The sequence below is a fragment of the Paenibacillus sp. P36 genome (assembly GCF_045866505.1).
Lineage (GTDB): Bacteria > Bacillota > Bacilli > Paenibacillales > NBRC-103111 > Paenibacillus_E > Paenibacillus_E chondroitinus.
Map to the genome: position 1 here is coordinate 7,422,194 of NZ_AP038372.1, position 13,011 is coordinate 7,435,204.

A 13,011-nucleotide genomic window follows, 5' to 3' on the forward strand; every position below is an offset into this window, starting at 1 on the left:
GACATCCTTTCATCATGCTTTCTCAAAAAATGCTTGGGGATCTACGCCCCACTTTTCTATAAAAAGCTTGCGCGAACGCTCCACGATAGCTTGCAGTTGGCTTTCGCTTTTCTTGCCGAAGCTGGCGCTGCCATGATGGAAGATAAAGGTGTCTTCGGTCAGCATCAGCTTGTAGCCGGCTTTCCTCGCGCGATAGCAGTAGTCGTCATCCTCGTAATGCCCGGGACTGAATTGTTCATCCAGGTAACCGATCTTATCCATCACTTCACGTTTGAATAAAAAGCAGAAGCCAATCAAACGCTGAACTTCTTTGTATTTCCCTTTATTTCCCACATTGTACTTCAGAACCATATCCGGTAGATTCGTATAGGGCTCTTTCATTTGTTGAATACCGCTGGCATAGTTGGTCATTGGACCTACGATGCCAATATCATGTCGAGAATACAGACAAGTGAGCATATGATCCAACCAATTAGGTGTTAGCAGGACGTCATTATTCAGCAAAAGCACGGAGCTGCCCCTGGCCAGCTTCATGCCGGCGTTACAGGCTGCAGGAAACCCTTTGTTTTCGGAGAAGGACACGAAGGGAACCTGCTCACGAATCAAAGCATCCAGTGTCCCATCGGTAGAGGCATTGTCGACCACAATAATTTCATAGGGGATTCGTGTATGTTCTCTAATGGAGTAGATGCAATCTAGAAGCAGCTGTCTTTCATTAAAGCTTGGGATGATGATACTTGTGCTGTTCATATGGATCCCCCCGACAGAGCAGTTCTCGTACGAAGAACATCCTTAAATTCTAGTCTTCTTCCACGTTCATGAAGCAGCATATGGAGGGCCTCCAAATGATCGCCTACAATCAGATTTGAAATGGGATTCGTGCTCCCTGTGTTCAATCGGGTAGGTTTGTTGGCCGTAACCACATCGATGCTTGCTGGTGCACAAATACGCAATCCATAACGGATTGCCTTCGCCTGCGCTTTAGGAGGTACCATTAACGCTGCGCTGCCGATAACCTGGAGCGCTTTGCGGGAAAGCATGTGGGGAATCGCCGTCATGGAGTTGGCACCCAGTTCCGGTCGACCCTGAACCCGGTTAACGAATTGTTTCACCATAGACACGCCATCGCGATGTGTGAAGAGACCGATATAAGGGGAAATGTCGTTTAAAGCAACATCCCAGCCTTGATCAATGGCTCGAATGAAAGGCAACAATTCCTCGGTTTGAATCGGGATATCACCATCCAGGAACAGCACCATGTCGGCTGTGCTAAGCTTGGCGCCAATCGACCTGCCAACGTCATGGCCAACGAGATTCGGATAATGAACAATCGTTGCCCTTGGGCACTGCTTGGCGATATGAACGCTATTGTCGGTTGAGCCGTTAATGACGACAATAATTTCCTTCATCGGCATTCTTTCCAGCGCGTTCAGCACGCGCGCAATCGTCTTTTCCTCATTAGAGACCGTAATGACGGCTCCAATGGATTGCCTTGTCGGAACAAGTACGAGATTCGGGGTTGGCATCCCCTGCTTCTCGCTATAACCTTCAAGGAACGCTCGGGAGACAGGAAGGTACTGCCCCGCCGAAATCGTCCCAATTTCCCCGGATGTATAAAAGGAACACCATAGGGAGTTGATATACGAGTTCGGATCCACCCCATCGATCAACGGGTGGTCCGTAGCATAACGAGCGCCAATTCCGTGTACTCTTCTTTTTAACGCGACAGACAGCGTCGCTGCTGTTCTGGTTGGTCTGGAGCCCCTGCGCAGGCGGCGTACAGGGACGGGGGTTCTCAGCGTTCTCAAGGCTCTCACTTTTGGCCTTTGTTTCACACGTTTCTTCACTGGTTTATTCAACAGCTTCACCCCACAAAGGTTCGGTCCCTTGTTAAATCCGTTAGCTGACCACGCTCATTCGTCTGTTCATGCAGCCAATTCAGGGCTTCGAGGTGATCTCCAAGAATAAGATTTTGCAGCGGGTCCACCTTAAATTTTCTTCGTTTTCTAGGATTCGTCCGACCCACATTCACGTTGTAAACCTTGTGCAGCGTGAGTCCTTTCACACATGCTATCGTCTGAGCGAGTGGCGGCACGGCTAAATTAGCGGCATGAATCTCGTTTAGCGCTTTACGACTAATAGCGTGCGGGATTGTCGTCATCGAAGCTCCTCGCAAGTCTGGCCGGGAAAGTGCAACATTAAGCGCGTGTTTAGCTAGCACTACAGGATGCACATCCACCTTCTCTGTTTTGCCAGAGTAGCTGTTTAACGCGACATCCACCCCACGATCCACCGCCTGCACGAATGGCCGCAAATCCTTGGCTGCAATCACCATATCCGCATCAATGAACAGGATGGTGTTCCCTTTCGCATGACTCGCGCCAATGCCTCGGGGGACATCATGCCCTAACGATTCCTTAAATGAAATCACCCGTGCCCCCATCTGGCGGGCGATTCGCTCCGTCTCATCGTAGGAGCCATTGACGACCACAATGACTTCTGTAGCTGGATGAACCAATCGGGCTTGACGAATGACGGACGCGATTGTCTTCCCTTCGTTCATTGCAGGGATGACGACAGATACTTTTGGCGATTGATGATTTGAAATGGGCTTGAAAACAGGCCTCGTTCTCCTCCTGGGTACTAACAACTTTCGCTGCCCACGCTGTTTCATGTCCACACCCTCCCACTGTGATGTGCATTCGTTTTCGTTCCCATTGTATGTTTATCCATCCCGATGGACACGGCATACGTTTAAGCCCGTATTATCTCTAGCTCAAAATAGGACATCTATCACAGATCGCCTGCAAGGCAACTGGATCATGTACGTTCGACCTGCTTTTATAGTATGACTGCCTTGGGACAGATTCATATGCACTTACCTAGCTTGGCTAGAAATTGGCGAATGACTACTACGGTTTTGATGAAAGCGCTTATAGTCAAAAGGAAATTAGCATCGTGTATGTAAAAAAGCCCCATCCTCTTCTATGCCTTCGAAGAAGAGGGGGGCTTGCGTTTGCGCTTGCCTTGAAGAACGCCAGTATTCGCGTTTAACCACGGTTGTTTGGCCGTTCCTTTTTGTTTCACACGAATCGGTAATCCGATGATTTTCCTCGTCAAAATCCGTTGATAACTCACGATAGCTGTCAGATTGTCAGCAACTTGACCGGCCAGCTTCGGCGAACTCTCTACCGAATCGGCAACACTCTCAATGATTCGGGCCAAGGCCCGTTGGCTCCTTGCGAGAGAATCTAGTATATCCAGCTTAATCTGCTGCTCTCTTTCATTTATCTTCATTTGTTAAAGTCGAGGCCTGAACCTCCGAACAAATCGCCAAATCCGCCGCCAGCACTGCCGCCAAGGCTGGAATTATCCTCTTCTGCAATGAGTACGCCCAAGTTTTTGGCGAAGGCTACCTCCATCTTGGTAATGCCATCGATCACCTCGATGAGCTGTTCATGGATATCCACCGCTTGTTTCACATGCTCGGCATTGCTTTCATAGGCGGCTGTTGACAGGTGCTGGCATATCCAGTTGCGCGACTTCTCGGCATGCAGCGCCTTAGCCTCCAGAATGAGAGCTACATTATATTGAATCTTGGCGGTAGCATCCAGGTAAGACAAGTAACTATCATTTCTGCTCAATGTCTCCACTCCCTGCCCCTCATTTATTCATCAGCGGGTTGTTCTTTCATAACCTTCATAATGGGCGAAAGATTGTCCGCGATGGCATCCTCTAAATCGGCAAGACTGTTTAAATAGCTGGTTATCCCTTTGGTAATACTCAAGGAATGTTCCATTAATGCTTCGATTTCTCCGAAGGAAGGATTATGGTCAGGGATTTCACTAACCATCTTCGCCATATGAGCAATCACCTCGCGTTTGGCTTCCAGGGTACGTGCCAACTCGTGCTGCGACTTCGCCATATGCTCCAGAATCGAAGTAATCTGATCCTGCATGTGTATTTCCCTCCTCATGCGCTTAGGCTATCCCAATTAACATATGCGGTTTGAGTTGAAGTGGGAATACACCCCATTCATCCAATTTTTCAAAATCTAGTTTTTCATCTATCAGATTGGATTCCTATAAGGATTTCAGACCAGAACCTGACATTCTCTTCTAACATATACATATAGAAATACATGCTAAGGAGGGAAACCCTTTGTCCGATAAACACATTCAATGGCAGCCTTCCAACGTGTCCAGAAGCGAAAGGCACCACCTGAATTCCCACAAAAGCTGTGTGCTTTGGCTCACAGGGCTTTCCGGCTCAGGCAAATCTTCGATTGCTTATGAAATGGAACGACTGCTCTTCACCCAACATATACGTTCTTATGTATTGGATGGAGACAATCTTCGGCATGGTTTAAACGGCAACCTCGGTTTTTCTCCGAATGATCGCAGTGAAAACATCCGTAGGACGGCAGAAGCGGCCAAGCTGCTCATGGACGCTGGGATCATTACGATTGTTGCTCTCATTTCGCCCTACCGCGCGGATCGGGAGCTGGCGCGTTCCTTATACGCCGCTGGGGAATTTATCGAGGTTTTCATCGATTGCCCTCTTGAAATCTGCGAGAAACGAGATCCGAAAGGGCTTTATGTAAAAGCGCGGGCAGGCGTTATTCCTGACTTTACGGGAATTTCAGCACCTTATGAGCAGCCCAGTAGACCCGAAATCGTGATTTCGTCCGATCAGCACTCCTTACAAGCTTCTACCTCTCGAATCTATGATTATCTCATTGTCCATAAAGTGATTGCTCCACAATCTAGTTTCACGCTTTGAGTCCGTGTCCTGCTCGGGACAAGTCCCTATGAATAGGCTCAACTATTCTTAGTGCGAGCTTGCCCTCAGCAGAACCACACCCCTGCCATCCGCATAGAATGCAATAAGCCTGCTGATGATCGGGGGAATTATTCGCCTATGCTGGTCTACGTGCTAGGAACGTCCAACAAAGCTCATACCGATGCTACAATAGCCAATCTGTCCCATATCGCTCCGAATTGGTCCGTTATGCTCCTGCATGATTACGACGCAGCAGCCTTGAACGATCATCTACTTGCTTATGATCAACCCTTTTTTATGACTCTGCATGCAGGAGACTTACTGAGCAGCAGCTTTATCTCCGAGCTGTCCACACAGCTTGCAGCGCTGCCGGAGCATTGTGCCGGCATTGTCTATGAACGCGGGGCCGCCAATACCCTGCACAATCTTTCTTCCCCTCCTCTTGTTTGGAGATCAAGCGCAGTGCGATCCAGTGGCCGTCCCTTTTTCCTGGAGAAGGATGAACTGCCCTTTGCCAATTATTTGCTTTACGATAATCAGTTTCAATTAAAGAGAGAATGGTCGTGGCAGACCATCAATAGCAAATGGTGGCAGCCCCAGGCCAAACATTACCCCAAATGGCAAAAGGCGCAGGAAGAGTGGGACCTGATCAGACCCATTCTGGAAGCAGGATCAAACACTGCCCTGCCGAAAGCAAAGCCAACTCCCGCCATTAGTATCGTGATATGCACCTACAATAATGCCGACTATCTCCTTTGGGCGATTCGAAGCGTTATTGCACAAAGCATGCCTGATTGGGAACTGATTATTATGGATGATGCCTCCAGCGACAACACGCAGATGAAACTGGCATCCTTACCCGCAGATCCGCGTATTCGTACGTATGTAAACCAAGCTAACTATGGCAAATCCCATTGTTTGAATGCTGCTTTATCGGTAGCTGAGGCACCTTGGCTGCTGGAGCTTGATGCCGATGACTGGCTGCCGCCAGACGCCATTCGGCGTTTGCTTAACACGGCTGATACCCTAGCACATGATACTTCACTCTTGTACGGGGATTATTACGAGTGGACAGAAGGAGCACGAAAACAGCTTATTTTCGGAGGGATACGCAAGACACCTGCTGAATTTAACGCTGAAGCGTTTCTTGCCGGAGCTCTTCCGATAGCACCTCGATGCTATCGGGTTGAGACCCTTCACAGCATCCATGGCTGGATGGTGAATGCTCCTTACGAGGGTAGGTTATACGAGGATTTCGAAATCATCATCCGCTTGTCGCACGCTCATCGATTGAAGCATCTGCCTGAGCCTCTCTATCATCGGAGAGTCCGCCAATCCAGCATTACGCATCAACATTCCGAGAAGTATGCCGGCTGGATGAAGTGGATGAAGGAACAGACCGTCCTCCTTCGGGGGGACGGAGGAGACACACAGCCGTTGACGTAATCTCCTCCCTTCCGATTACGCTACTACGCGCACATAATCAATCTGATCCGCCACGATGGTTACAATTACTGGTGGACTATAGTAATACGTGTTATTGATTTGTATCGTAAAAATACAATCATCTACGGAAGCTAATGTGCCAATAATAGGCGGATTACTCGTGAAGTACACCTCAACCGTTCTACCAATAAAACTCGCCAGTAACTCTGCGAATGACATAGTTTCTCCTCCTTATATCACGGATTCAATGCTGGAAGCTGGAATAAGGAGAATATCTCCTGACGGCTCAAGAATTTCAATGACATCGGAACCAACAAGGATCAGCGTACCGCTCTCTGTTCCTGCGCCTGTTTGAATAGTAACCTGTGTATTTAAGCGTCCCTCGACTGCTGTTAACGGATTACAGCCTGCGGTTACCTGCTCACGGACCAAGAAATACGTTGTAACGTTACCGTTACCGTCAAAATCGACTAATGTGAATCCAGCTTCCATTAATGAGGCAAGCACAGGTGTTAACTTAGCCCCTATTGCAAGCCCGGGAAAATCTAACGTAGCGTCATACAAGTTAATAACTGCACGCTGCGTAGAATAACTGTTACCGGCTATAATTAATACGATTTCCATTTAATATTGCCTCCTTCTAAGGGGTTGTAATGAACTTAACCGTACCGTTCGTTATGAAGCTACAACCGGTGTATAAGGTCTGAAACCGATGATATGGCAAATCGAGAAAATAACGATTTGATCCATGTCGTTCCCCGTTGTCGGACGAAGAATTAACGTCGATTTACCAATTTTCTCAACCATTCCGATCCGGTTTGGCGGCTCTCCCCCAGAACCTGCTCCGCTTGATGTGAACAGTTCAACCTCTGTATCCCAATATTGCTCCAATAAGTCTCTCAACTCTTCGTTACAACTCTCATCCGGGTAATCCACTTTAACCTTCACTTCTGTTTTTGGTGTCTCGACTTTGACGTGAACATCGGGTCTAGGAGTCTCTATGTTTACGATAGGAGGAGGTGTTGTGACATGAACTTCCGGGGTTGTAACATGGACTTCGGGGGGATTGGTTTGAACATTGACTTCTGCTGGAGGCGTCGTAACATGGACAATAGGAGCTTTCGGCTGCTTGCATATGACCTTGATCGTTCTTTTTCTTAATCTTTTCTTGCATACATGACACTTATTTTTCTTGCCTCTTTTCCTCGTGCTGCAGTCATTTTTCCTAACAACGCGAGTGGTTTTCTTAACCACGCTGTCTTCTGTTATACGGGACATAGGGCACCTCCAAAGTTTTTACATAACCTAACAAAAATTGGATTCCATCACACTCCTATACTACTCAGCGAAATAGACCCTCGTCCTAGACTATCACCTAAAAATATAAATCTGGGTATCTATCGCGATGCTCGAATATCATATAGCACTCTTTCAAAGGCATCTACGCTGCGTTCCCACGTCCATTTCGAAGCCTCAGTTTCCCCGGCAGCCGCCAGTCTTCTGCGCAAATCGGCATCCTCAATCAACCGGCCGACATCGTCTGCCAAGCGGTTCTCATAGCGGTAGGACATCAAACCGTTTTGTTCATGCCGGCAGTAATCCATATTTCCCCCATTGTAGGTTGTGACCAGAGCCGCCCCACAGCGCATAGCCTCCAGTCCTGGTAGTGAGGCAGAGTCATAGGTAGAAGAGTTAACGAATATATCCGTCTCGTTATAGTGATAGGCCATAGCACCATCGTGCCCGGGAGTTAAGTAGCGAAAAGTTGGATGATTGGCTTTGATCGCCTGTAAAAGAGGGGAGCTTCTAAACTCTTCTGGAGGAGACATCAGGTTGATGCGGACATGGGGATACTTGGCCTGCACCATTTCCAGTTGGTTGATCAAATAATCCTGTTCTCTGTGCCAGGAATAACCGCCCTCCGGCCTCCGCATAATCGCCGATATTTGCAGTTGGGTCTGCGTATTGCGAATATGGAGGTTCCTGAAAGCATTACCGACGCCCACCGGCACAATATGCGCCTGATGACCGTGATTTAGTGCAATAAGCTGCTTTTGCCAATTGGAGAGGACAACGGTGTGTTTCGAAATATGATAAGTAGGGAAAGAAAGTTGATTCTCCGGGAGAAAGGTAGGCTCGTAGCATAGGCTTAAGCGGACGTGCACGCCTTTTCCGTTCAAGCTGGCCTGATGGGCTCCGGGTACAATCGTATAGAAATTGGAAACAATGATATCCGCTTTGGGATAATCTTTTTCAAGAATCATATAGTTCTGTTTGGTGCGGATGATTTTGGCATTAATCGTATAGTTTACGACGCCCTCAGGTGGCATCAGAACGCTAACGTCATGGCCTTTGGCCGCAAGCCCATTGACCATCTCTGCCAACATTCTCTGCGCTCCGCCGATGCTGAGTGTAATAATAGGAAAAGTGATCGTCAACCTCTCCTTGGCGATTAAGGCATCCAGCTGTTTCCGGTAGATGGCTTGAATCGACTGGATCTCTTTGACAATTGCGCTTTCATGCTTGCGAGATCCCATTTCGGGGTGCACCCGGTAGCGAACAAGGCTTTCATTTAAATAGAAGAAGTGAAACCGCTTCATGACTCGCATCCAAAAATCATAATCCTGCGTATATTTGCGAGTCTCATTAAAATAACCCGTCTTCTGGAAGACATCCATATGCAGCATCACGGTACAACCGTTGATAATACAGCCTTTTTGCATGGTTTTATAGAATTCCATTTTGGTGGAACAGCCAATACCTGAAGGACCTCCAAAGATGGCCCCCTGCCCATCCATATGAACATAGGAGGTGTAGCTGACTTTAGCCCCTTTTTCCTGCATAAAAGCCAATTGCCTAGCTACTTTGTTTGGCTCAAACATGTCGTCGGAGCTAAGCCATGCAAAATAATCGCCAGTGGCGTGCCGGATACCGGCATTCAGCGCACTCGCCGTACCGCCGTTTTCTTTTTCAACATAAACAATCCGGTCCATATACGGAACAATTTTCTCCATATGCTGGGTTGAGCCATCATTAACGACGATGATTTCAATATTCGGATAGGTTTGGCTCAGCGCACTTTCAATCGCTGTGCGGACATAAGCACAGTTATAGAAAGGAATCACAATGGAGACTTTCGAATTTGCATTCACGGTTGAAACACCTACCTTGTTCTTAGTTCAGCGAGGCACGTTTGTTGTAAATTTCCTCCAATGCGTTCACGATATTGCGTTCAAAATGGGCTTTCGTTAATCGTGCCGCACTGGCTTTGCCACCAAAAGCGAGTTTTTCCGCCAACTGGCGGTCCGATAACACGGCACAAATGCCCTGTGCCAGCTGCCTGGGATCCCTTGGTTTGGTGACATATGCGCTTTCCATGTGCGAGCAAAAGTCCATGACTCCGCCTGAATTCGTCGTCACGACAGGCGTACCGCAAGCCATGGCCTCCAAGGGAGGCAGCGAGAAGGCTTCAAACCAAGATGATGCGACGAAAACGTCGGCTGTCCGAAAGAGCTTCGCCATCTCAAATTCATTTTTGGGATAAAAGATGCGTTCCGGAATACCTAACGTCACGAGTGAGACTGCGCCATCCGGGCAGATCAGATAAACCATATAATCGCCTGCGTACTCGTTTTTGATAATTTCCATACAAGCATAGAAATCATCAAATCCTTTTAGCGCATAATCTCTCCTGTCCCGTGCGATGTACAGAATCACTTTGGTTGTTTTCTTGCTAGGATGCGGGTGAATGCGAGGGCCTTGCGGACGAAATATGCGAGGGTCTATACCAAGAGATACTATGGTGCTGCGCCGCCCTACGTGATCAAATATTTGCTGATCCAACCAACTGGAAATGGAAAGGATCGGGACATCTTGGGCATAAGTCCATAAAGCTGCCTCGCGGTTAGGTACCCAAAGCGGCTCGAAGCCAAGGCTTAATCGAACCGTTTGTTCTGGCCATGCCTCGAAAGCCGATTGAAAGGTGGTATAGAAATTAGGCAAAATAATATCACCATAAGGAATATAGTCTGCTTCCAGCTTCGGAACGATCGTCAGCTTGCAAGGAATGTTATACTTCACGGTTGCCGTCCTGGGGATGACGACCTCAACCTCATGTCCCTTTTTCGTAAGGGCTCCGGCGATATCGACCAATACCTTACAACCGCCACCGATATGCAAATCAGCCGCAGGTATTACGATTTTCATGGTTAACCTCCATTTCTCCGGTTATGACCAAAGCATATCTTTTTCATAGCCGGTTTGTATCAATACATCACCTGCCACACGTTTGAAGGCTGCTATAACCTCTTCGTCAAATTCATTTCTCCAACCGCCTACAACACCTTTGCGAAAAGTAAACGAGCTGCCGCTATCCATATTCGCTTCCATGCTGCGAACCAACTTCGCTATCGGCATGGGCGGTACGCTCCCCTTCCACAAAAATTCCGCCATCGCTGTAATCGTTCTCCGCCTTGACGCCTTCGAAATCATCAACTCTTCATACGTCGTGATAAAAATACCCGGCACGGACAACCAACCCTGAAAGACCCCGAACCAGTTTTTAATATTCGGGTAGTCATCCAGTCCATTAATCAGGAGTAAATAACGTTCCTTCTGAGTTGGCAGGGCGACTAACTCCTTATAAATAGGATAATCCGGGAGTTTCTCGATGATGTAATACGTTAGGGACACAAGCACATCTCGTAAATCCCTGATCATAAAGATGGTTTTAATGCCAGGCCGGACAAGGAGTTTGGCCCATTCGGGGGAGTAGTATACATGTCCCATATACACATCATTCGGGACTGCCTTGCTCAGGATTGAAGCTTGTAATGGCAAATCCTTAACCAGGCCCTCATAAAAGACATAGTCGTTCATGACCGAACCGGGAATGCCTAACAACAGCTGATTCAGAAGGTTTGTTCCACTTTTGGGAACCGTATTTAAAAAAATAACGGGCCGAAGCTGATAAGCTCTGCGTGCATCCATGATCGGCAGCACCTCCCAATATTTGTTTAATTGTTTAGATTTAGCGTATGTGTCACAGCACCAACTTGACCTGTTAATGCGTCTATATCCCTTAACAAAGTTAGAACAGTCACACATTTTACCATTAAAATGGTAAAGACCAACTCCCATCCAAGCAAATTCTATTAAATTTAATAGAATATAGGAAAGGAGGTGATTTTCATGTCAAACATTGTTAGCATCGGGACAAGCGTTCCCGGATCATCTAGCGGCTCTCTCAATCGCGTTGTCTCCACGACGCCCATCACACTCGCAGAATTCGGATTAGCGATTCCACAAGGACCCAACAGAGTTCTTCTAACGGCTACCGTTGGTGTCTCCTCCACTCTTCTTGCTCCTGTGCTCCTATTTAACGTGTTGCGTGGCAACGCCGTCATTTTCTCCGCCCGACAAGAAGCCCTTCTGTCCACTGGGCAAGAACTAACCGTCTCCTTCCAAGCCATTGATACCAATGTGCCAGCTACTTCGAACCAAGGCTACTCCTTCACTGTACAATTGGAACCAGGTTTATTAACTGGGGCAACGGTTACAGGTCCAGTTACACTCTCCGGTATTTCTTATACGTATGGCTAACGGAGAACTTTGAATAAAACAGGCTGCCCCAAAAGATCTTCAAAGATCCGCTGGAGCGGTCTTTTCACCATACCTGCTTTTACCTATTTTTTCCTAATCCTCTTTCCCAATGGGGGATAGTCCACTACTTCCATAAACAAAGGGAATAGACTGTAACCATATGTTGGAAGGGGTGATCTCATTCATGATGAGAGGGAAGCAAGTGCTGGTAACAGGTGCCGCCGGCTTTATCGGCAGCCATCTCGTACACCAGCTAGTTGCGGAAGGTGCGAAGGTCAGAGCCTTTATTCGATATAACTCAACGAATTCACGCGGTTTTCTCGATCAACTGCCCCGTGATATTCAAAAGGAAATTGACGTCGTCAAAGGAGATTTGCGTGATCCTCATGGCGTCTATCGTGCCGTGAAAGGCATGGATGCCATTTTTCATTTAGGAGCGCTGATCGCTATTCCTTATTCTTATCAACATCCCACGGATGTTGTGCAAGCCAATGTCATTGGCACCCTAAATATCGCGCAAGCCGCCTTGGATTTAGGGACAGCGAGACTGATTCACACCTCCACCAGCGAAGTGTACGGAAGCGCACGTTATGTGCCTATGGATGAAACGCATCCGCTGCAAGGCCAATCCCCCTACTCCGCAAGTAAGATCGGCGCCGATAAGATCATTGAAAGCTTTTATTGCTCGTATTCACTGCCTGTCGTAACGGTCAGACCCTTCAATGCCTACGGTCCGCGACAGTCCATGCGAGCAGTCATTCCTACCATTATTAATCAAGCGCTGCATCAACCCGAAATCGTCCTCGGCAATCTCAGTGCGACCCGTGATTTTACTTTCGTAGAAGATACCGCCAGAGCTTTTATTTGTGCGGCCAGCCATGATGCAGCTATTGGGCAGACAATAAACGCCGGATCAGGGGCGGAAATCTCCATTGGCGAGCTTGCACAAACCATTCAGCAAATTGTTGGAAAAGATCTGCCTGTGCGTATCGCCAGCGAACGGGTACGGCCGGAAAAAAGCGAAGTGGACCGCCTCTTCTCGGACAGCAGCAAAGCCGCAGCTTTGATGGGATGGAAGCCAACCGTTCCTCTGGTGCAAGGCTTGGCTCGAACGATTGAGTGGATGAACAACCATCCCGAGCTGTATCGGCCTAATGAATATGTCGTATAAGGAGTTGATTT

General features: G+C 47.9%; 16 protein-coding genes. 4 read left to right on the forward strand and 12 right to left on the reverse strand.

Features of this window, described 5'->3' with window-relative positions:
- Positions 1-12: 12 nt before the first annotated feature.
- From ACKTT9_RS32520 to ACKTT9_RS32545, 6 genes are all read right to left on the reverse strand, one after another.
- A complete protein-coding gene (locus ACKTT9_RS32520) occupies positions 13-750 on the reverse strand; it encodes a glycosyltransferase family 2 protein (RefSeq protein WP_407869256.1) in 738 nt (245 codons plus the stop codon).
- Entirely contained in the window at positions 747-1,859 is a 1,113-nt protein-coding gene (locus ACKTT9_RS32525; protein ID WP_407869257.1) for a glycosyltransferase family 2 protein, read from the reverse strand. The genes ACKTT9_RS32520 and ACKTT9_RS32525 overlap by 4 nt, the downstream gene beginning before the upstream one ends.
- A 5-nt stretch (positions 1,860-1,864) precedes the next feature.
- Positions 1,865-2,674, reverse strand: coding sequence for a glycosyltransferase family 2 protein (locus ACKTT9_RS32530; RefSeq protein WP_407869258.1), 810 nt, complete (start codon positions 2,672-2,674; stop codon positions 1,865-1,867).
- A gap of 311 nt (positions 2,675-2,985) precedes the next feature.
- Entirely contained in the window at positions 2,986-3,225 is a 240-nt protein-coding gene (locus ACKTT9_RS32535) for a hypothetical protein (RefSeq protein ID WP_407869259.1), read from the reverse strand.
- 68 nt (positions 3,226-3,293) lie between these two features.
- Positions 3,294-3,644: a restriction endonuclease subunit S gene (locus ACKTT9_RS32540; RefSeq protein ID WP_157325868.1), complete on the reverse strand. Its 351-nt coding sequence runs from the start codon at positions 3,642-3,644 to the stop codon at positions 3,294-3,296.
- Positions 3,645-3,667: 23 nt separating this feature from the next.
- Complete coding sequence (locus tag ACKTT9_RS32545) at positions 3,668-3,958, reverse strand: hypothetical protein (RefSeq protein WP_157325869.1); 291 nt, start codon at positions 3,956-3,958, stop codon at positions 3,668-3,670.
- Positions 3,959-4,161: 203 nt separating this feature from the next.
- On the opposite strand from ACKTT9_RS32545, the gene cysC reads away from it, so the two are divergent.
- Complete coding sequence (gene cysC / locus ACKTT9_RS32550; protein WP_407869260.1) at positions 4,162-4,782, forward strand: adenylyl-sulfate kinase; 621 nt, start codon at positions 4,162-4,164, stop codon at positions 4,780-4,782.
- A 138-nt stretch (positions 4,783-4,920) separates the two neighbouring features.
- Positions 4,921-6,228 (forward strand): glycosyltransferase family 2 protein, encoded by a 1,308-nt coding sequence (locus ACKTT9_RS32555; RefSeq protein ID WP_407869261.1) that lies wholly within the window; start codon positions 4,921-4,923, stop codon positions 6,226-6,228.
- 15 nt (positions 6,229-6,243) lie between these two features.
- Here the strand turns inward: ACKTT9_RS32555 and ACKTT9_RS32560 are convergent, their stop codons facing one another.
- From ACKTT9_RS32560 to ACKTT9_RS32585, 6 genes are all read right to left on the reverse strand, one after another.
- Positions 6,244-6,447, reverse strand: coding sequence for a hypothetical protein (locus ACKTT9_RS32560; RefSeq protein WP_407869262.1), 204 nt, complete (start codon positions 6,445-6,447; stop codon positions 6,244-6,246).
- Between the two features lie 12 nt (positions 6,448-6,459).
- On the reverse strand, positions 6,460-6,852 hold the full coding sequence (locus ACKTT9_RS32565; RefSeq protein ID WP_407869263.1) for a hypothetical protein: 393 nt from the start codon (positions 6,850-6,852) through the stop codon (positions 6,460-6,462).
- 51 nt (positions 6,853-6,903) lie between these two features.
- Positions 6,904-7,506 carry a hypothetical protein gene (locus ACKTT9_RS32570; RefSeq protein ID WP_407869264.1) on the reverse strand — a complete coding sequence of 201 codons (603 nt, stop codon included), beginning with the start codon at positions 7,504-7,506 and terminating at the stop codon, positions 6,904-6,906.
- A gap of 119 nt (positions 7,507-7,625) precedes the next feature.
- A complete protein-coding gene (locus ACKTT9_RS32575) occupies positions 7,626-9,380 on the reverse strand; it encodes a glycosyltransferase (RefSeq protein ID WP_407869265.1) in 1,755 nt (584 codons plus the stop codon).
- Positions 9,381-9,402: 22 nt separating this feature from the next.
- The gene (locus tag ACKTT9_RS32580; RefSeq protein ID WP_407869266.1) at positions 9,403-10,434 is read right to left on the reverse strand and encodes a glycosyltransferase family 4 protein; all 1,032 of its coding nucleotides are present in this window, start codon (positions 10,432-10,434) and stop codon (positions 9,403-9,405) included.
- A gap of 21 nt (positions 10,435-10,455) precedes the next feature.
- The gene (locus ACKTT9_RS32585) at positions 10,456-11,217 is read right to left on the reverse strand and encodes a sulfotransferase domain-containing protein (RefSeq protein ID WP_407869267.1); all 762 of its coding nucleotides are present in this window, start codon (positions 11,215-11,217) and stop codon (positions 10,456-10,458) included.
- Between the two features lie 201 nt (positions 11,218-11,418).
- Here ACKTT9_RS32585 and ACKTT9_RS32590 point away from each other — a divergent pair, with 201 nt between their 5' ends.
- Both ACKTT9_RS32590 and ACKTT9_RS32595 read left to right on the forward strand, forming a co-directional pair.
- Positions 11,419-11,829: a hypothetical protein gene (locus tag ACKTT9_RS32590; protein ID WP_127456591.1), complete on the forward strand. Its 411-nt coding sequence runs from the start codon at positions 11,419-11,421 to the stop codon at positions 11,827-11,829.
- Between the two features lie 187 nt (positions 11,830-12,016).
- Positions 12,017-13,000, forward strand: coding sequence for an SDR family NAD(P)-dependent oxidoreductase (locus ACKTT9_RS32595; RefSeq protein WP_407873162.1), 984 nt, complete (start codon positions 12,017-12,019; stop codon positions 12,998-13,000).
- The last annotated feature ends 11 nt before the right edge of the window (positions 13,001-13,011 follow it).